13 protein-coding genes are annotated in these 19692 nt (G+C 72.8%); 8 read left to right on the forward strand and 5 right to left on the reverse strand.

Features of this window, described 5'->3' with window-relative positions:
- The first annotated feature begins 49 nt into the window (after positions 1–49).
- The 3 genes from AW270_RS07470 (at position 50) to AW270_RS07480 (ending at position 4825) form a co-directional block, all read left to right on the forward strand.
- Entirely contained in the window at positions 50–1579 is a 1530-nt protein-coding gene (locus tag AW270_RS07470) for an FAD-binding oxidoreductase (RefSeq protein ID WP_082801375.1), read from the forward strand.
- A 20-nt stretch (positions 1580–1599) separates the two neighbouring features.
- Positions 1600–3111, forward strand: a complete 1512-nt coding sequence (locus tag AW270_RS07475) for a metallophosphoesterase family protein (protein ID WP_061292061.1) — start codon at positions 1600–1602, stop codon at positions 3109–3111.
- A gap of 118 nt (positions 3112–3229) precedes the next feature.
- A complete protein-coding gene (locus tag AW270_RS07480) occupies positions 3230–4825 on the forward strand; it encodes a bifunctional 3'-5' exonuclease/DNA polymerase (protein ID WP_061292064.1) in 1596 nt (531 codons plus the stop codon).
- Here AW270_RS07480 and AW270_RS07485 read toward each other — a convergent pair.
- The 4 genes from AW270_RS07485 to AW270_RS07505 all read right to left on the reverse strand — a co-directional run bounded on the left by AW270_RS07485 (position 4773) and on the right by AW270_RS07505 (position 11887).
- Positions 4773–6032 (reverse strand): MFS transporter, encoded by a 1260-nt coding sequence (locus AW270_RS07485; protein WP_061292066.1) that lies wholly within the window; start codon positions 6030–6032, stop codon positions 4773–4775. The two genes, AW270_RS07480 and AW270_RS07485, sit on opposite strands and share 53 nt — an antisense overlap.
- Before the next feature lie 43 nt (positions 6033–6075).
- Positions 6076–8064: a serine/threonine-protein kinase gene (locus tag AW270_RS40475; RefSeq protein ID WP_061292069.1), complete on the reverse strand. Its 1989-nt coding sequence runs from the start codon at positions 8062–8064 to the stop codon at positions 6076–6078.
- Between the two features lie 98 nt (positions 8065–8162).
- On the reverse strand, positions 8163–10988 hold the full coding sequence (locus AW270_RS41050) for a bifunctional FdrA/YlbE family protein (RefSeq protein WP_245674603.1): 2826 nt from the start codon (positions 10986–10988) through the stop codon (positions 8163–8165).
- The gene (locus AW270_RS07505; RefSeq protein ID WP_061292072.1) at positions 10985–11887 is read right to left on the reverse strand and encodes an oxamate carbamoyltransferase subunit AllH family protein; all 903 of its coding nucleotides are present in this window, start codon (positions 11885–11887) and stop codon (positions 10985–10987) included. The genes AW270_RS41050 and AW270_RS07505 overlap by 4 nt, the downstream gene beginning before the upstream one ends.
- Positions 11888–12052: 165 nt before the next feature.
- On the opposite strand from AW270_RS07505, the gene AW270_RS07510 reads away from it, so the two are divergent.
- The 5 genes from AW270_RS07510 (at position 12053) to cutA (ending at position 18838) form a co-directional block, all read left to right on the forward strand.
- Entirely contained in the window at positions 12053–13663 is a 1611-nt protein-coding gene (locus tag AW270_RS07510) for a PucR family transcriptional regulator (protein ID WP_082801376.1), read from the forward strand.
- A 154-nt stretch (positions 13664–13817) separates the two neighbouring features.
- Positions 13818–15140 (forward strand): uracil-xanthine permease family protein, encoded by a 1323-nt coding sequence (locus AW270_RS07515; RefSeq protein ID WP_061292078.1) that lies wholly within the window; start codon positions 13818–13820, stop codon positions 15138–15140.
- Entirely contained in the window at positions 15137–15949 is an 813-nt protein-coding gene (locus AW270_RS07520; protein WP_061292080.1) for an FAD binding domain-containing protein, read from the forward strand. The genes AW270_RS07515 and AW270_RS07520 overlap by 4 nt, the downstream gene beginning before the upstream one ends.
- Entirely contained in the window at positions 15942–16418 is a 477-nt protein-coding gene (locus AW270_RS07525; RefSeq protein WP_061292088.1) for a (2Fe-2S)-binding protein, read from the forward strand. The genes AW270_RS07520 and AW270_RS07525 overlap by 8 nt, the downstream gene beginning before the upstream one ends.
- On the forward strand, positions 16415–18838 hold the full coding sequence (cutA, locus tag AW270_RS07530; RefSeq protein ID WP_061292091.1) for an aerobic carbon-monoxide dehydrogenase large subunit: 2424 nt from the start codon (positions 16415–16417) through the stop codon (positions 18836–18838). Before AW270_RS07525 ends, cutA begins: the two co-directional genes overlap by 4 nt.
- Here cutA and cydB read toward each other — a convergent pair.
- Positions 18775–19683 (reverse strand): cytochrome d ubiquinol oxidase subunit II, encoded by a 909-nt coding sequence (gene cydB / locus AW270_RS07535; protein WP_061292094.1) that lies wholly within the window; start codon positions 19681–19683, stop codon positions 18775–18777. The two genes, cutA and cydB, sit on opposite strands and share 64 nt — an antisense overlap.
- Positions 19684–19692: the final 9 nt, after the last annotated feature.

The raw sequence follows: 19692 nt of genomic DNA on the forward strand, positions 1-19692 counted from the left end.
ATCGGGTCGGGCTTTACCCTTGGGTAACCTAGCGAGAGGTCGGCATCCTGTGGAGACTCCGAGAACCCCCGTGCAGCCCGTTCTCTGGTCGGGCTGGGGCGATCCCGGCAAGGCGACCGGCCTCGACCCCGCCGTGCGGGAGCTGCTCGCGGAGTCGCTGGGGGTCGTCCCGCCCGCCGGTGAACCGGCGGGCTTCGGCGACGTGCGGCTCCCCGCGACCGAACTGTCACCGTTCGTGCTGGACTCGTTGCGGTCCATCGTAGGCGCGGAGCAGGTGCGTACCGATGCCGATGCTCGTATTCGCCACACCAGAGGCAAATCCACACCAGACCTGCTGAAGATGCGCATGGGAGACGGTTCCGACGCCCCAGACGCCGTCGTGCTGCCCGCGTCGCACCACGAGATCGCCGGGCTGCTGAGCGTCTGCACCGCCGAGAGGGTCGCGGTGGTGCCGTTCGGCGGCGGCACGTCCGTCGTCGGGGGAGTCGTGGCCGACCGGGCCGGTTTCGCCGGGGTCGTCGCGCTCGACCTGCGGCGGCTCGACCGGCTGGTGTCGGTCGACGAGGAGTCGATGCTGGCCGAGCTCCAGCCGGGGCTGCGCGGGCCGCAGGCCGAGGAGCTGCTCAACGGGCACGGCCTCACGCTGGGGCACTTCCCGCAGTCGTGGGAGTACGCCACCCTCGGCGGGTTCGCCGCCGCCCGCTCCTCGGGGCAGGCCTCGGCCGGATACGGGCGCTTCGACGACATGGTCGAGGGGCTGACCGTGGCGACGCCGGCCGGTGACCTGGAGCTCGGCCGCGCGCCGCGCTCGGCCGCCGGGCCGGACCTGCGCCAGCTCATCCTGGGCTCGGAGGGCGCGTTCGGGGTGATCACCTCGATGCGGCTGCGGGTGCGCCGCCTGCCCGCCGAGCGGCGCTGGGACGCCTGGCGCTTCCCGTCGTTCCAGGCGGGCCGCGACGCGATGCGCGCGCTGGCCCAGGAACGGCGGCTTCCCTCGGTGATCCGGCTGTCCGACGAGACCGAGACCATGATCAACGGCGGGACGGGCTGCCTGATGGTCATCGGGTACGAACAGGGCGACCCGCCCAGATTCCCCGGCGCCGAGCACCTGGGCGCCGCGCCCGCCGAGCGCTGGGCCGACGGCCGCTTCGCCGCCCCCTATCTGCGCGACGCGCTTCTCGGGGCGGGAGCGACCGTGGAGACGCTGGAGACCGCGGCCCACTGGTCGGGCCTGCCCCGGCTCTACGAGGCCGTCAGGCTCGCTCTGGAGGCCGCGCTGGGCCGGGCGATCGTGATGTGCCACGTGTCCCACGTCTACGAGACCGGCGCGTCGCTCTACTTCACCGTCGCCACCGCCTCGGGAGACGACCCGCTGGCCCGCTGGGACGCCGCCAAGACCAAGGTCAGCGAGGCGATCGGGCTCGCCGGGGGCACCATCTCCCACCACCACGGCGTCGGCCGCGACCACCGGGCCGCCTACGCCGCCGAGATCGGCCCCGTGGGCGTCGGGATCATGCGGGCGATCAAGAAAAGTCTCGATCCGGCCGGGATTCTCAACCCCGGTGTCCTGATCCCCTGAAACCGAGCAAGATTGAGAGCATGGCGGACATCGGCGTCGAGGCTGCGGCCGCGCGCGGGAAGCAGGTCTCCTCCCGGGTCTCGGAAAAGGGCGCCGGGTGGCACTGCCAGGAGATCGGGACCTTCCAGGCGCTGCGTCCCAACACCAACACCTTCACCTGGCTGCATCCGAAGACCCTGTGGCGCTCGCGCAACGAGATCCTCGCCGGGCTGCTGGGCGACCCGTCCGCCGAGGTGCGCCGCCGCTGGGTCGCCTCGATGCGGGAGAACGGCGCCGACCCCGACTTCCGGATGGTCCGCCGGCCCGGCCCCGAATACTCCTTCGTCGTCATCGGCGACACCGGCGAGGGCGACGCCTCGCAGTACGCCGTCGTCCCTGGCCTGCTCAAGATGGGTGACAAGACCGACTTCGCGGTCATCGCCAGCGACGTGATCTACCCGACCGGCGCGGCGAGCGACTACTGCGACAAGTTCTTCCGCCCTTTCAAGGACTACGACGCCCCCATCTACGCCATCCCCGGCAACCACGACTGGTACGACGGCCTCGGCGGCTTCATGCGGGTGTTCTGCGGGGCCAAGCCGCTCAAGGTCGAGCGCGAGGGCTTCCGGCTCTCCCCGGCCGGGCTGCGCGGCCTGCTCTGGAAGAAGCCCGAGCCGATCGACGAGGCCGCCCTCGCCGAGGCGTGGAAGATGCGCGGCCGGCCGTCCCAGGAGGCCCGGCAGCCCGCGCCCTACTGGGTGCTCGACCTCGGCGAGCTCGTGCTGGTCGGCATCGACACCGGGATCACCGGCTCGCTCGACCGCGAACAGGGCGAGTGGCTGCGCCACGTCTCCTCGGCCGACGCCCGGCCCAAGGTGCTCATCACCGGCAAGCCGATCTACGTGCGCAACGACTACAAGCCCTGCCCCATCGAGGGCGGCGGCACCGTCGACGAGATCGTCCGGGACCCGGCGCACAACTACGTGGCCGCGATCGGCGGCGACGTGCACAACTACCAGCGGTTCCCGGTCGACGTCGACGGCCGGGTGATCCAGTACCTGGTCGCGGGCGGCGGCGGCGCGTTCATGCACGCCACCCACACCATCCCGCGCGTCGACAGGGTCCACGAGGACGCCTTCCGCTGCTATCCGCTGCGCGGCGACTCGCTGTCGTTCTACAGCCTCCTCTACTCGCGCAAGCTGCGGATGAAGTGGCTCTATCTCACGCCCGAGGAGGCCGTGACGCTGATGTCGCGGCAGATCGGCAACGAGCCGGTGCGGACCACCCCGGCCGTGCGGATCACCGCGCGGATGAAGTGGGCGGCCCGGCTGCTCGGCGGCTGGCCGATGCCGTTCCACCTGCCGGTCGGCCGGTTCTTCCACCGCTGGATCTCCGAGCTGACCGACTGGGACACCCCGCCGTTCTTCAAGAGCTTCCTGCACGTCTCGGTCTCACCCGGCGAACTGCGCATCCGCTGCTTCGCCGCGACCGGCTGCCTGGCCCAGGAGCTCGAACCGCCCGTCGAGGACGAGGTGATCATCCCGCTGGTCTGATCGGCTCGGGTCCGCTCATGCCGGTTTCTGTCACGGCTCCCGCCTTTTCCCGGGCGCCTCGACTCCACGGGGCGGGCGTGGCAGACGAACTGTCGGTGGCGGCTGGCAGGGTGGAACCGTGCAGGTTGTGGTTTCCGGGGCGAAAGACGGCAGCGGCGAGCTGCGGCCGGGTGGCGCCGTGAGCGATCTGGCCGAAGGCGTCCGGGAGGTCGAGGCGCGTGAGACGCCCCGGTGGGTGTGGGCCGACACGCGGCGGATCTATCCCGGTCTGCTGGTCCGGGGCGTGCGGGTGGCCCGCTGCCACGACGTCGCGCTGACCGAGAACCTGCTGCTGGCCGCCGAGGGGCGCTACGGCGAGCCCCGGTCGGCCGAGGCCGCCCACGCCCGGCTCCACGGCCTGCCGGTGCCCGAAGACCGCCACGACGCGCCCGAGGCCGCCCAGGGGTCGCTGTTCGACCCCGAGCCGCCGCCCGCCGAGCCGGGGGTCGCGCTGGTGGAGGAGGTGGCCGCCGCGCAGGCCGCCCGGATCGCCGCGCTGCCCGAACCCGGGCGGTTCCGGCTGCTGGTGGCCGCCGAGTCGGCCGGGGGGCTGATCGCCGCCGAGATGGGCCACGACGGCATGCCGTGGCGCGAGTCGGTCCACCAGGCGCTGCTGACCGAGCTGCTCGGGCCCCGGCCCGCCCACGGCATGCGCCCGGCCAAGCTCCAGGCGCTCGCCGACCAGGTGTCGGCCGCGTTCGGGACCCCGTTCAACCCCGACTCGCCGCAGCAGATCGTCAAGGCGTTCAAGGCGGCCGGGGTGGCGGTGCCGTCGACCCGCTCCCACGTGCTGAAGGAGGTCGACCATCCGGGGGTGGCGCCGTTGCTGGCGTACAAGGAACTGGCCCGGCTGTTCAGTTTCCACGGCTGGGTCTGGGCCGACCAGTGGGTGAGGGGCGACCGCTTCCGGACCGAATACGTCGTGGGCGGCGTCGTCAGCGGCCGGTGGGCGACCAGCGGGGGAGGGGCGCTCCAGATCCCGAAGGTGATGCGCCGGGCGGTGGTGGCCGACGAGGGGTGGACGCTGGTGGTCGCCGACGCGGCCCAGCTCGAACCGCGCGTGCTGGCCGCGATGGCCGGAGACCGGGGGCTGGCCCGCGCCGCCGGCGAGGAGGACCTCTACGCCGCCCTCGCGACCGCGTTCGGCGGCCAGCGCGACACCGCCAAGATCGCCATGCTCTCGGCCATGTACGGCGGCACCAGCGGCGACGCCCCCAAACTGCTGGCCGTGATGCGCAACCGCTTCCCGCAGGCCTACCAGTTCGTCGAAGACGCCGCCCGCGCCGGGGAGGAGGGCCGGGTGGTCCGCTCGTGGCTTGGCCGCACCAGCCCGCCGCCCTCCGACCGCTGGCGGGCGCTGGTCTCCGGCCCCGACGGCGGCAGGGCGGCCCGCGACCGGGGGCGCTTCACCCGCAACTTCGTCGTCCAGGGCACCGCCGCCGAGTGGGCCCTCACGCTGATGGCGGTCCTGCGCGGGCGGCTGACCGGCCCCGCCAGGCTGGTGTTCTTCCAGCACGACGAGGTCATGGTGCACTGCCCGGCCGGCCAGGCCGCCGAGGTGGCCGAGGCGATCAGGGTGAGCGCCGAGGAGGCCACCCGCCTGCTGTTCGGCGCGACGCCGGTCAGGTTCCCGATGGCCGCGGTGCCGGTGACGTGTTACGCCGACGCCAAATGACCACCCCGGTGACCCCGGTCAGCACCGCCGTGACCACGCCGAGGGCCATGTAGGACACCACCCCGACGATCGCCCCGGCGACCAGCGCGCCGGCCGCGCCGCAGACGTTCATCGTCAGGTCCGACAGGCCCTGCACGGCCGGGCGGCGCTCCAGCTCCACCGCCTCGGTCAGCAGCGCCGACCCCGCCACCAGCGCGCACGACCAGCCGAGCCCCAGCAGGATCAGCCCCGCCGTGATCACCGGCACGTTGTGCCCGCCGAACGCGGCCAGCAGCCCCGCCGCCACCAGGACGCCCATGCCCGTCACGGCGACCAGCGCCCGGCCGAACCGGTCGGCGGCCCAGCCGACCAGCGGCGAGAACATGAACATCCCGGCGATGTGCAGGCTCAGCACCATGCCGATGACCGCGATGCCGGCGTGGCCGTGGTCGAGGTGGACCGGCGTCATCGACATCACCGACACCATCGCGGTGTGCCCGGCCGCGATCGTCAGCAGCCCGACCCGGGCCGCCGGGATCGCCTTCACCGTCTCCACCGCCGCACGCAGAGGCTGCCGCTTGCGTGCGACCGTCACCTCACGGCCCTGGCGGGCCAGCAGCAGCGGGTCGGGCCGCAGCCCCGCGTTGAGCACCGCGAGGGAGACCACGAACGCGACGGCGGCCAGCGCGAACGGCCCGGCCGAGTGGCTCAGCCCCAGGTCCATGCCGAGCCGGTCGGCCGGGTCGGCCAGGTTGGGGCCCGCGACGCTGCCGATCGTGGCCGCCCAGACGACCAGCGACAGGTGGCGGGCGGTCCGGCCGGGCGGGGCCAGGTCGGTGGCGGCGTAGCGGGCCGACAGGTTCCCGGCGCTGCCCGCGCCGACCAGGACCAGCGAGAGCAGCAGCAGCGGCCACGACACCAGCTCGATCGACGCCACGGCGGCGAGGCAGCCGAGGAACGCCGTGCCGTAGGCGAGGGTCAGGCCCGCCCTCCGGCCGCCGCCGTCGGCGGCCCTGGCGGCCGGGATCGCCATCAGCGCCGTGCCCAGGACGCTGGCGGTGCCGGCCAGGCCGCTGATCGCCTCGGAGCCGGAGAGCTCGTACACGGTGAGGGAGCTCAGCGCGAGCATCACGGCGATCCCCACGCCGGAGACGATCTGGACCGCCGAGAGCACTCCGAGGGTCCGGCGCTGCACCTTCTGGTGGGATGCGAGGGGGATCGCTGTCATGCGCGAAGTTTGGCATGACTCATGACAGGGCTTAAAGCGGGTTTTACGCCGGGCTGAACGAGTTCCACAGGGTCGTGCGGACGGCCGCGGCGCTCTCGGTCCAGTCGTAGTCGGGCGCGGTGAAGGTCACCGCGTAGGCCCGGTTGTCGATCGAGATGTAGCGGACGGCCGTGTGGACGGTCACGTTCGCCGCGTCGCGGTGGGTGTACTCCCATTCGGCGGCCGGCCAGCGGTAGTCGACCTCGGCCAGGGCGAGCTGGGTGTACTCCTCGAAGGAGGCCTTGGCCTCGGTCGCCTTCAGCGCCTCCAGGCCGCCGTCGGGGATCTCCTCGATCAGGCCGCTCTGGCCGCTGTCCTTCGGGCCGGTCAGCACGACCGCGCCGTCCTGGGCGGCGACCTTCCAGGTGTCCGGGACGGCCACGGTGACGTTGCCGGCGGTGTGGTTGCGGAAGCCCTCGGGCAGCTCGCCCTCGGGGGAGGCGGGCACAGCGGGCGCGCCGGTGTCGGAGCGGCCGGTCGCGGCCGGCTGGCCCTGCGGCTCCGACGGCGTCCCGTCGCCCGGCACCATGATCAGCAGCACCAGCACGACCACCGCGATCACGGCGACGGCCGCGACCACCGCGAGCAGGCTGCTCCGGCCGCCGCCCCCGTCGTCGGGGTCCTTGCGGCGGCGGGACGGGCGCGGCGCGGCGGGCCGCTCGGGGGCCGTCTTCCGCTCGGCGGGCCGGTCGAAGGCCGCCCCCGCCCGCATCTCCCTGGCCAGCTCCGAGACGTCGGGCAGGTCCTTCTGCTCGGGCGCCGGCCAGCCGCCCGAGGACCCCGGCGACAGGGGGGACGGGGGCGCGGTGCGGCTCGGGCCGCCCGGCTTCGACGGGGTGATCGGGGCGAAGAACGAGACGCCGCCCGTGGTCGTGATGTCGCCGGTGGGGCTGCTCAGCGGGTCGGGCTTCGGCGCGCCGGCGGGGTAGCCGCCGGACGGGCTGTTGGGGTCGTACGGCACCCGCACCGGACCCGACGGGGTCTCGATGATGCGCGAGGGCATCGGGCCGGAGGGCGGGTCGAGCGGAGGAAGCATCTGCACCGGAGTCGGGTCGGCGGGGATCGGCGCCGGGGAGGGCGCCTGCGGCTGGGCGGGCGGGGCCGCCGGACGGACGCCCACGCCGTGCTGGCGCAGCACGTGTTCGAGCATCTCGGAGATCTGGGCGGCGGGCAGGCGGTCGGCCGGGTTCTTGCGCAGCAGCCCCTCGATGACGGGCATCAGCGCGCCCGCCCGGCCCGGCCGGTTGGGCTCCTGGGTCAGCACCGCGCCCAGCACGGCCACGGCGTCGGGCCCCTCGTAGGGGGGCCTGCCCTCCACGGCGGCGTAGAGCGTGGCGCCGAACGACCACAGGTCGGCCGCGAACGTGATCGGGCGGCCCTGGAGCCGCTCCGGCGGGATGTACGCCGGGGAGCCCATCAGCAGGCCCGGGTGGGTGATCGAGACGTCGCCCTCGATCGCGGCGATGCCGAAGTCGGTGAGGACCACGCGGTCGGCCGTCAGCAGCACGTTGCCGGGCTTGACGTCGCGGTGGAGGATCCCGGCGGCGTGGGCGTGGCGCAGCGCGTCGAGGACCCTTATGCCGATCTCGGCGGCCTGGACGACCGGCAGCGGCCCGCTCTGGCGCACCGCCTGCTCCAGCGACCAGGCGCGGACCAGCTCCATCACGATCCAGGGACGGCCGTCCTCCTCGACGACGTCGTGGACGGTCACGATGCCCGGGTGGCTCAGCCGCGCGGCCGAACGGGCCTCGCGGAGCATGCGGGTGTGGGCGGTCTGGCGGCCCTGCTGGTCGAGGCCGTAGGGGAGGATCAGCTCCTTGACCGCGACGTCGCGGTCGAGCAGCACGTCGTGGGCGTGCCACACCATTCCCATGCCGCCCCGGCCGACCGGCGACAGCAGCCGGTAGCGGCGGCCGACGAGCCTGCCCTGCCCCTCGGGCGTGTTGCCGCCCTGTCCATCGGGGACCATACCGAGCAGGCGGTCGGTCGTCATTAGGCGGATCCCCATTCCTCGTCCGGGCCGCGCGGAAAAGCCCGCACGATTTCTGAGGTTGGCCCCCGATATTAGGGTCAAACCCGCGTCAAAGGGAATTAAACGCGGGCCAAAGCGGCCAGCGCGGCGGTGAAAGCCTCCATCGGAGGGCTCACCAGACCCGCTCCGACCTGCCCTGTTCCGGCGAGCCGCCCAGCGATACCCGTATTGACTACCGGCAGCACTGAGGTCCGAGTGACCAGTGTGACATCGATCCCCGCCGGAGTCCCCCGGAACCCCAGACCCGGGATCTGGTACACGGGGTGCTCGGCGAGCGTGATCTCGTACATGGCCGTGGTGGCCGCGATCGCGTCCGCGACGTCGCCGCCCACGAACCGGACGATCGCCGGGGCGGCGGCCATGGAGAAGCCGCCGAGGCCCACCGTCTCGGTGATGGTGGAGTCGCCGATGTCGGGGTTGGCGTCGGCGGGGCCGTACGCGCCGAGGTAGAGGCCGTCGGGGACGCCCGCCGGGCCGGTGAACCAGCGGTCGCCCAGGCCGGAGACCTGGATGCCGAAGTCGGTGCCGTTCCTGGCCATCGCGACGACCATCGAGGAGCCCGGGACGTCCCTGGCCGCGTCGGCGGCGACCTTCCCGGCCGCCATGCCGGCGTTGAGGAAGAAGTGGTCGTTGCCGTTGACGAACCGCAGGACCTCGGCGGCCTTGGTGGGGACGGCGTCCACGATGGCCGGGGCCAGCTCCCTGACCAGCAGCGAGGTGGCGGCGCGGTTGCGGTTGTGCAGCTCGTCGCCCATCTGGAGCGCCTGGGCGATCAGGTTGCGCAGGTCGAGCGGGCCGGTCAGCCTCACGACCTCGGCCAGCGCCGGGCCGAGCACCTCGCCCATCCACCTGAGCCGCTCGATCACCTCGGGGCCGTAGGCGCCGTACCGGAGGACCTTGCCGAGCCCCTCGTTCAGCGAGCAGTAGGCGGTCCCGCCGTTCTCGGCGTCGTGGACCTCCAGCATCCACATGGACGGCGACACGACGCCCGCCATGGGGCCGACGGTCCGGTGGTGGTGACAGGAGTCGAGCGTGACCTCACCGGCGGCGAGCCTGCGCTCGGCGTCCTCGGCGTCGGCGGCGAGCCCCTCGAACAGCATCCCGCCGATGAGCGCGCCCCTCATCGGGCCGGAGGCGCGTTCCCAGTCGATGGGCGGTCCGGCGTGGAAGAAGGTGCCCTTCGGCAGGTCCAGCACGTCACCCGCGCGCCTGACCCCGACGAGGTGCGGCCTTGCGGCCAGCATCCTGCCGACGGCCTTCTCGTTGGCGGCCTTCCGGCGAGGATCGGCCATGACGGCGGCCAGATCCGCGGCCACCCCCGCGACGGGGGGCCGCCAGTCGACGGGCGTGTGCGCCACGGCCTGCTGATCCAAGGCCTCGGCCAGGATCGACGCGCCCACGGAGACGACCGAGGGCTCCGCGGAGAGCATGGCCAAAGGCTGCCCGGCCCACCCGCCCTGAGGGGCGGTCTTCGGCGTGCTTGCGGCCAGGTCGCCGCTGATGGGCTCCTCGACGGTCAGGCCGGCCAGGGTGGCTGCTCTCCGGGCCGCCTGGGCGTTGGAGGTGTAGACCTCCGCGCCCGACTCGAAGAGGCGGGCCGCCTGGGCCTGGAGGTTCTGGGGGTCGCCGTCCGTGCCGACCAAAGCGACCACGACGGCGACGCCGCGGGACTTGGCCGCCGCGACGGCGCCCGCGAGGGAGCGGGCCGGGTCGGGGTCGGAGCCGTGGCCCAGGACCACGTCCAGGAGGGCGACGCCCTCGGTGACGGCGTCGAGGGCCTCCAGGCGGAGGGCGGGGTCGATCATGGGGTGGGCGCGGCCGACGGTGTACTCGTCGTCGCCGAAGTCGGTGAACTCGCCCGTCCCGGCGATCAGGCGGGCCTCGGTGCACAGCGTGCCGCCGGAGTAGAGGCCCCTCAGGGGGCCGCCGCCGGGTTCGGCGTTGCCGGGCCAGCTCGGCCAGGAGGGGATCTGCGCGCCGACCGCGCGCAGGACCTGCTCCGCCGCCGAGGTGAGGTCGGGCCGGCCCTCGCCGAGCAGGGCGGTGACGACCGGTTTGGGGCTCCGGGCGACGGCCTCGGCGAGGCGGGCGGCGACGGCCGGGTCCGGGGGCTTGGAGATGACGACGACCAGTTCGGTGGCGGGGTCGGCGATCAGCGCCGCCAGCGCCTGGAGGGTCGAGCGGCCGGCCACCTCGGCGGACAGGTCGCGCCCGCCCACGCCGAGGACGTGGCTGACGCCCACCCCGGCCAGGTCGAGGAGCGAGGTGAGCTGCTGGGCGCCGGTGCCGGAGGCGGCGACCACGCCGACCCTGCCGGGGCGGACCACGTTGGCGAAGCCCAGGCCAACGCCGCCGACGACGGCGGTGCCGCAGTCGGGGCCCATGACCAGGACGCCCCGCTCCAGGGCGAGGTCCTTCAGGGCCACCTCGCGCGCGACCGGCACGTTGTCGCTGAAGATCATGACGGAGTGGCCGCCGTCGACCGCCTCCATCGCCTCGGTGAAGGCGTGTTCGCCGGGCACGCTGACCAGCACGACCGCCGACGGGTCGGCCAGGCGGGTGGCGGCGCGGATGGTCCGGGGGAGGGCCTCGTCCCGGCGTGCGGATTCGGCGCGGGTCGTGAGCTGCTCCTCCAGGGCCGAGGCCGCCCCGCCGAGGTCCTCCTCGGACGTCGCCCTGATCGCCACCAGCAGGTCGCCGGGGGTCGCCTCGGGGACGTCGAAACCGGCGTCCCGGGCGAGTTCCACGTTCAGGGCGGTCGCCATGGCCACGATGGCCAGTTCGACCCCCGGGCGGCCGGTCAGCGCCTGGCTGACCCTCATCAGGCTGACCGAGTCGTGATAGACCCCGGGCCGGATCTCCACCAGGTTCACAGCCAGGTTCACAGAGCGTCCCTCTCGCGCAGTTCGAGGACGGCCGAGGCTCCCGTCCGGATGCCCCAGGCCAGGTCGGCGCCCGAGGTGTGGCCGAGTCTCAGCAGGCGGTGGACCGCCGGTTCCAGCGGCTGGCGGCCGGTGAGGCCGCGCAGGACCGCGATGGTCTCCAGGCCCGCCTCGCCGCGCGCCGCGCAGTGCAGCAGGGTCGCGGAGATGGGAGTGGTCCGCGTACGGGCGTCGAAGGTGACCGCCGCCGCGAGCCAGTCGGCCAGCCACACGGCCCTGCCGACCCCGGCCGCCGAGCCGACGGCCCGCAGCGTCACCAGGAGCCCGGCCAGCATGTCGTCGCCGCTCGGGGTCAGGCCGGGCCCGAGGCCCATGAGCTGCTCGGCCGCGGTGATCGCGTCGACGAGCGAGCCCCGGTGGCAGCCGGCCGCCAGCAGCGCGGACGCGCCGCCGCTCTCCAGGCCGGGCCGCCTGGGGGAGGCCGCGCAGATGTCGTGGAGGAGGGGAAGGGTCGCGGCGAGAGCCGTACCGGAGACGGAACCGAGCGAGGGAGCCGGGTCCCACCAGCGGCGGACCCGGACGGCCCGGCCGCCGGCCTCGACCACCCCGTCGCCGACCCACGCGTCGTCGCCGGCCGCGAAGCCCTTCAGCGGGCCGGTCAGCACAACGGCGTTGGGCAGGCGGGTGGCCTCGCCGGTGACCAGCGCGAGCACGCGCGGCTCGGTCTCGGTCCGCACTTCCAGGTAGACCGCCAGCGGGAAGGCGGCCAGCACGCGGGCGGGCCGGCGCGGCGCCTCCAGGAGCGGCCGGAGACTGGTGGCGGCGGCCCCGGACAGGTACGTGACCTCGGGTTGCGCCGTCTGCACCGGGCGGCGGCCTCGAGGGCGGGTACCTACAGCCACGAGTCCTCCATCGTCGGAACCCCCATTAAGAGGGACGCTAGAACGGGACCCCCGGGGTCCGTACGGGGAAATCTGCCAACAGTCGGCCAAATGCTTGGCTCTTCCTGACAGTCGCGCAGTCAGGCACAATTTGCTGAGAACGCACAAATCCCCCCGGAGCGCACCATGACGACGGATCCAGCTGCACCCGCGATGCGGCTCGCAAGCACCGGAACGATCATTCACGGAGTGACCGTCGGAGAGGTCCTGGGCGTGTCGACCCTCGCGGGGGCCCGGCTCATCGCCGGTAAGTCGGGGCTCGACCGCGTCGTGCAGCGCCTCAACGTCATGGAGGTCCCCGACATCCTGGCCTGGGTGAAGCCGAACGAGCTGCTGCTCACGACCGGTTACCCGCTCAGGAACACTCCCCAGTCGCTGGGCCGCCTTGTGGCGGATCTTGACGAACGCGGGCTGTCGGCGCTCGCCATCAAGCTGGGCCGCTACCTCGACGAACTGCCCGCCGAGATGATCGAGCAGGCCGACCGGCTGGGCTTCCCGCTGATCATCCTCCCCAACGACGTTGGGTTCGACGACATCCTCAACCAGGTCCTCACCGACATCCTCAACCGGCAGGCCGCCATCCTCGCCCGCGCCGAGGACGCCCACCGGGGGCTCGTCCAGATCGTGCTGGCGGGCGGCGGCATGCGCGAGGTGACCGCCGAGGTGGCCGGGCTGCTGGAGGTCGCGGTCGCCGCCATGGACGTCTCGGGCGCCACCCTCGCCGCCGCCGGCGGGGCCGAGCAGGTCGGCATGCTGCGGGAGGCCTACCTGGTCAGCGGTCCGGGCCGCGACCAGCCCGAGCCGATGGTGCGGGCCGACGGCCACTACGCCGTGGTGCCGATAGTGGCCGGAGGCCACCACCACGGCCGGATCGTCGCCTTCAGCCAGGCCGGGACCCTGCGCGAGAGCGACATCCGCATCCTGGAGCGGGCCGCGACCGTGGCCGCGCTCGTCATCACCAAGCAGGAGGCGGTCAACGCGGTCGAGAGCAAGTACCGGGCCGACTTCCTGCGCGACGTGCTCACCGGCCGGGGCGGCGGGCGCATCGCCGAACGCGCCAAGGCCTTCGGCTGGGACCTGGAGCGCCCCGTCAGCGTCATGGTCGCCGAGCTCGACCCCGAGAGCGACGAGCGCACCGCCCAGGACCGGCTGCTCGGCGTCTGGCAGGCCGCCGTCCGGCGGCACGACCCGCGCGGCGCGGTCGCCGGGTTCTCCCACGAGGTGGTCGTCATCGTCGGGGCCGGGGTCGACACCGCCCGGCTCGCCGCCGCGGCGCAGTCGGCCTTCGCCGAGTGCACCTTCTCGACCGGGATGAGCCGCATCGCCTCCGGCGCGGAGGGGCTCGCCGACGCCTACGGGCAGGCGCTCAAGGCCGCCCGGGTGGGCCGCCAGCTCCACGGCAACGGCGCGGTCGCCCACTTCGACCAGCTCGGCGTCTACCGGCTGCTGTCCCTCGTCAACGACACCGCCGAGCTGCACGCCTTCGTCCGGGAGACCCTCGGCGCGCTGGCCGGCGACGACGACGCCGAGAACGCCGACCTGCGGCGCACCCTCCACGTGCTGCTGGAGACCAACCTCAACGTCGCCGAGACCGCCCGCCGCCTGCACTTCCACTACAACACCCTGCGCTACCGCATCGGAAAGCTCGAACGCCTGCTCGGCAACTTCACCGAGGACGCCCACCTGCGCCTCAACCTCACGCTGGCGCTCCATGTCCTCAACATGCGCGGCATCTAGGCCCGGTTGTTTGGCACATGCTGCCCGTGTGCTACAGAGATCACGGGCCTAATGTGCCCGCAACAGCCCTGGTAGGAGGGCTGATGAACGCATTGCCGCGCTGGGAAGCCCGCGGGGTGGCCACCAGGTGTCGGCCCGTTGCAAAGGGGCACACATGGCTTTCGGCTGGAAGGTACACGGAGAAAAGGGCACGCTCGCGCCCGGTGAGGTGGTCAAGCCGGACGAGCGGCTGTCGTGGCCGCGCATGGTCGGATTCGGCGCCCAGCACGTCATCGCGATGTTCGGGGCCACGTTCGTCTTCCCGGTGGTGATGGGGCTCGACCCCAACGTCGCGGTGATGATGAGCGGCGTCGCCACGATCATCTTCCTGCTCATCGTGAACGGGAAGATCCCCAGCTATCTCGGCACGTCGGCGTCGTTCGTCGGCGGCGCGGCCGCCATCACCGCCGCCGGGGGCGGACCGGCCCAGATCACGGGCGCCATCCTGGTGGCCGGCGTGGTGCTCGCGCTGTGCGGCGTGATCATCCACTTCCTCGGGATCGGGGTCATCAACCGCGTCTTCCCGCCGGTGGTGACCGGCGCGGTCGTCATGCTCATCGGCTTCGGCCTCGCCTACGTCGTCGCCGACATCTACTGGCCGCAGGACCAGTGGATCGCGCTGATCACGATGCTGGTCACCTTCGTCACCATCGCGCTGTTCAAGGGCTTCATCGGGCGGCTCGGCATCCTCATCGGCCTGGTCGCCGGTTTCGTGCTGTCGTGGCTGGCCGACGTGGTCTTCGGCCAGATCACCGCCCCCACCGGGGCGGGCCAGGTCACCAGCCACTTCCGCGTCGACTTCGGCGGGGTGGAGCAGGCCTCCTGGTTCGGCCTGCCGAACTTCCACGCGCCCGACTTCAGGCTCTCGGCCATCGTCGTGGTGCTCCCTGCGGTCATCGCGCTCATCGCCGAGAACATCGGCCACGTCAAGGCGGTCGGCGAGATGACCGGCGCCGACGTCGACCCGGTCATGGGCAGGGCCATCATCGGCGACGGCGTCGCCACGGTGATCACCTCGGCGGTCGGCGGGTCGCCCACCACCACCTACGCGGAGAACATCGGCGTCATGGCCGCCACCAGGGTCTACTCGACGCTGGCCTACTACATCGCCGCCGTCATCGCGATCCTGCTGGGTCTGGTGCCCAAGTTCGGCGCGCTCGTCTACGCCATCCCCGGCGGCGTGCTCGGTGGCGTCACGGTCATCCTGTACGGCATGATCGGCCTCCTGGGCGCCAAGATCTGGATCGAGAACCGGGTGGACTTCGCCGACCCGGTCAACATGGTCCCGATCGGCGCGGGCATCATCCTGGCGATCGGCCCGGTCAACATGCGGATCGTCGAAGGCTTCGACCTCGGCGGCATCGCGCTGGGCACCGTCGTCGTCCTGGGCGGATATCACCTCTTGAGAGCGCTTTCCGGGAGTAGAACGGTTTCGTGAAACCTCCGTCGTTCGTCTACCACGCTCCCGCCACGGTGGCCGAGGCCGTCGAGGCCCTCGCCGCGGCGGGAGCCGACGGGAAGGTGCTGGCCGGCGGCCAGAGCCTCATCCCGCTCATGAACATGCGGCTCGCCGCGCCCGGCCACCTGGTCGACATCAACCACGTCGCCGGGCTCGCCGGGATCACCGCCGAGCCCGGGGGAGTGCGGGTCGGCGCGCTGGCCCGCCACGCCGAGGTCGAGGCCAGCGAGACGGCCCACGCCGCACAGCCCCTCGTGCGCCGGGCGCTGCGGCTGGTGGCCCACCCCGCCGTGCGGAACCGGGGGACCACCGTCGGGAGCATCGTGCACGCCGACCCGGCCGCCGAGATGCCGGCCGTGCTGGCGCTGCTGGACGGCTCCGTCCGGGTCCGCGGCGCCGAGGGGGAACGTGACATCCCGGCCGCCGAGTTCTTCACCGGGCCGATGGAGTCGTCGCTGCGCACCGGCGAACTGGCCGTCTCGGTGTTCTTCCCGTCCAGCGAGGGCGGGACCGCCATCGTCGAGATGGCCCGGCGGCACGGCGACTACGCCATGGCCGGGGTCGCGGCGCTGGTCGCCCCCGATCACGCGAGGGTCGCCTGCCTGAGCGTCGGGGCGGTGCCCGTGGTCGTGGACGTCACCGAGGCCGAGGGTGACTGGAGGCGGGCGGCCCGGCTCGTCCAGGAACAGATCGATCCGGAGGCCGACATCCACGCCACCGCCGACTACCGACGGCACCTCACCGGAGTCCTGACCGAGCGCGCGCTGAAGGCGGCGGCCGATGCATGACGTCACTCTGATCGTCAACGGGGTGCCGCGCCACGCGCGGGTGCCCGCGCGGCGGCTGCTCAGCGACTTCCTCCGGCACGACCTCGGGCTGACCGGCACCCACGTCGGCTGCGAGCACGGGGTCTGCGGGGCCTGCACGGTCCTGCTCGACGGGCAGCCGGTGCGGGCGTGCCTGACCTTCGCGGTCTCGGTGTCGGGCCAGGAGGTGACCACGGTCGAGGGGCTGGCGAGGGACGGCCAGCCGTCCGCCGTCCAGCGGGGCTTCGCCGAGTGCCACGGGCTCCAGTGCGGGTTCTGCACGCCCGGCTTCCTGACCACGGCGACCGCTTTCCTGCGCGACAACCCGGCGCCCTCCGACGAGGACGTGATCGAGGCGGTGTCGGGGAACCTGTGCCGGTGCACGGGCTACCAGAACATCGTGAAGTCGGTGCACCGCGCCGCCGAACTGCTGGCCGAGGAGGGCCCGTGACCACCAAGCTGTTCGGCGAACCGGTCCGCCGCAGGGAGGACGCCCGGCTGATCGCCGGGGACGGCCGCTACCTCGACGACCTGGGGGCCGGCGCGCTGGCGGTGGCCTTCGTGCGGTCCCCGCACGCCCACGCCCTCATCACCGGCGTCGACGTCGACGACGCGATCGACGTCGAGGGCCTGGTCGCGATCTACACGTGGGAGGACCTGCCGCCCGGCGTCCGCGAGCCGCTGCCGCTGCTGATCCCCCACCCGGCGCTGACCCACGGCCGGACCGCCTACTGCCTGGCCAAGGACGTCGTGCGGCACGTCGGCGAGCCGATCGTCATGGTCGTCGCGACCGACCGGTACATCGCCGAGGACGTCTGCGAGCGCATCCGGGTCTCCTACGAGTTCCGCAAGCCCGTCGTCGGCCTGGAGAACGCCGTCGACGGGCCCCACCTGGTCCACGACGACGTGCCCGGCAACGTGGGCGCCCACATGGTCCAGGAGGTCGCCCACCGCGACGGCCGGGCCACCCGCGACGTCATCGCCGCCGCGCCCCACACGCTGGAGTTCCGGCTCGACGTCGAGCGGTCGGCCTGCATGCCGATGGAGGGCAGGGGCGTGTACGCCCGGTGGGACGCCGACGACCGGTCCCTGCGCGTCTACAGCTCCACCCAGACGTCCACCAGCGTCCAGATGGCCATCGCGGCCAAGCTCGGGCTGCCGCTGCCCAAGGTCGAGGTCATCGCGCCCGACGTCGGCGGCGGGTTTGGCGTGAAGATCGTGCACCCGTGGCCGGAGGAGATCCTCGTGCCGTGGGCGGCCCGGCTGCTGAACCGCGAGGTCAAGTGGACCGAGGACCGGCGGGAGCACTTCATCTCCTCCGCGCACGAACGGGCGCAGGTGCAGCACGTCAAGGTGGGGTTCGACGACGAGGGCCGCGTCCTCGGGCTCGACGTCGAGATCCTGCACGACCACGGCGCCTACACGCCCTACGGCATCATCGTGCCGATCATCACCTCGACGCAGCTGCTGGGGCCGTACAAGATCGGCTCCTACCGGGTCGAGTTCTTCTCCGTCTACACCAACACCGTGCAGGTCACCCCCTATCGGGGCGCGGGCCGCCCGCAGGGCGTCTTCTGCATGGAACGCACGATGGACAAGATCGCCCAGTACCTCGGCAAGGACCGCGCCGACGTCCGGGCCGCCAACTTCATCCAGCCGGACGAGTTCCCCTACGACCAGCAGATGATCTTCCAGGACGGCCGCCCGCTGATCTACGACAGCGGCGACTACCCCGAGTCCCTGCGCAAGCTGAAGGATTTGATCGGCTGGGACGAGTTCCCGCTCATGCGGTCGAAGGCCGCGGAGGAGGGCCGCCGCCTGGGCATCGGGATCGGCTGCTACGTCGAGGGCACCGGCGTCGGCCCCTACGAGGGCGGCCACGTCCAGGTGACCTCCGACGGGCGGGTCCACGTCTCCACCGGGCTCACCTCACAGGGCCAGGGCCACGAGACCGTGTTCGCCCAGATCGCCGCCACCGAGCTCGGCGTGCCGATCGAGAAGGTCTCCGTCGTCACCGGCGACACCCGGCGGTTCGGCTACGCCGTCGGCACGTTCGCCTCCCGGGCCGCCGTGATGAGCGGCAACGCCATCGCGCTGGCCTGCCGGAAGGTCAAGGAGAAGGCGCTGCGGATCGCCGCCGACGCGCTGGAGGCCGACCCCGCCGACCTGGAGATCACCGACGGGATGGTGCACGTCGTGGGCGCGCCGAACGCCTCGATCCCGCTGGCCACCGTCGCCGTGCTGTCGAACCCGCTGCGCTACGCCTTCGACGAGGAGGCCAAGCGCGCCACCCAGTTCGCCACCGGCGGCAGCATGGACCGGCCCCCGGTCGCCGAGGGCCAGGAGCCGGGCCTGGAGGGCAAGGACTACTACTCGCCGGTGCGCTCGACGTTCGCGTCGGGCATGCACGCCGCGATCGTCGAGACCGACCCCGACACGGCCGAGATCAGGATCCTGCGGTACGCCGTCGTCCACGACTGCGGCAAGATGATCAACCCGATGCTGGTCGAGGGGCAGATCCACGGCGGCGTCGCCCAGGGCGTCGGCGGGGCCCTCTACGAGAAGATGGTCTACGACGAGCACGGCCAGCTCCTGAACGCCTCGTTCATGGACTTCCTGATGCCCTACGTCACCGAGATCCCGAAGATCGAGACCGACCATTTGGAGACCCCGTCCCCGCTCAATCCCCTGGGCATCAAAGGGGCGGGCGAGGCCGGGGTCATCCCGGTCTCCGCCGTCATCGCCGGCGCGGTGGAGGACGCCGAGGGGATCGCGATCGACCGGATGCCGATCTCCCCGTCGGACCTCTACGCGCTGCGCGACTCCAGCAGGACCTCCGGAGCGGTCAGCCGCTTGCGGAACACCCAGTAGGTCCACGCCTGGTAGGCGATGACCCCCGGGAGCGCGAGCAGGCCGATCCACGTGAGGACCGTGAGCGTGTAGGGCGCCGAGGCGGCCGACTCGACCGTGAGGCCGGGCAGCGGCGAGGGGTGGAGCGCGAGGAAGAGCGCGGCGGTGGTGAGCACGATCGTGACGGCGGTGCAGGCGAACGCCCAGGCCTCCCTGCCCGCCCACACGAGGGCGACCCCGGCGGCGTAGGCCGCCATCGCCGCGTAGGCGGGCCAGGCGTCCATCCGCCACAGGGCGAACGCGACGACCGGGACGAGGATCACGCCCAGGACCCACGCGGTCTCGCGGGCGCGGGTCCGCACCGGGCCCCGCGTCTTGAGCGCGACGAACACCGCGCCGTGCACGAGCGCGAGCCCCAGCGACAGCAGCCCGCCCATGACGGTGGCGAACGCCGAGCCGAAGAGCACGTTGCCGAAGATCGCCCCCCACAGGAAGGCCGGCAGCACGCTCCCGGTCACGATCGCGGCGTCGACCAGCGGGACCTCCCTGGCGCGCACCTTGCCGCGCCACTCCAGCCCGACGCCGCGCACGATCAGCCCGAGCACCACCAGCACGGCGGGCAGGTAGAACGTGCTGAGGAACCCGGCGTACCAGGCGGGGAAGGCGGCGAACATCGCGCCGATCGCGGTGACCAGCCACACCTCGTTGCCGTCCCAGACCGGGCCGATGGTCCGGATGACCTGGCGGCGCTCGGCCTCGCCGCGGGCCAGGAGGGGCATCAGCGCGCCGACCCCGAAGTCGAACCCCTCCAGGACGAAGTAGCCCGTCCACAGGAAGGCGATCACGATGAACCAGAACGTGGTCATGTCAGCGCA

Source organism: Herbidospora cretacea (assembly GCF_001570605.1).
GTDB lineage: Bacteria > Actinomycetota > Actinomycetes > Streptosporangiales > Streptosporangiaceae > Herbidospora > Herbidospora cretacea.

What these genes read in the sequence shown, in the direction of transcription:
- AW270_RS07510 (WP_082801376.1), top strand. Translation starts at nt 12,053, where the DNA reads ATGACGACGGATCCAGCTGCACCCGCGATGCGGCTCGCAAGCACCGGA.
- AW270_RS07525 (WP_061292088.1), top strand. Translation starts at nt 15,942, where the DNA reads ATGCATGACGTCACTCTGATCGTCAACGGGGTGCCGCGCCACGCGCGG.
- AW270_RS07475 (WP_061292061.1), top strand. Translation starts at nt 1,600, where the DNA reads ATGGCGGACATCGGCGTCGAGGCTGCGGCCGCGCGCGGGAAGCAGGTC.
- cydB (WP_061292094.1), bottom strand. Translation starts at nt 19,683, where the DNA reads ATGACCACGTTCTGGTTCATCGTGATCGCCTTCCTGTGGACGGGCTAC.
- AW270_RS07515 (WP_061292078.1), top strand. Translation starts at nt 13,818, where the DNA reads ATGGCTTTCGGCTGGAAGGTACACGGAGAAAAGGGCACGCTCGCGCCC.
- AW270_RS40475 (WP_061292069.1), bottom strand. Translation starts at nt 8,064, where the DNA reads ATGACGACCGACCGCCTGCTCGGTATGGTCCCCGATGGACAGGGCGGC.
- AW270_RS07485 (WP_061292066.1), bottom strand. Translation starts at nt 6,032, where the DNA reads ATGACAGCGATCCCCCTCGCATCCCACCAGAAGGTGCAGCGCCGGACC.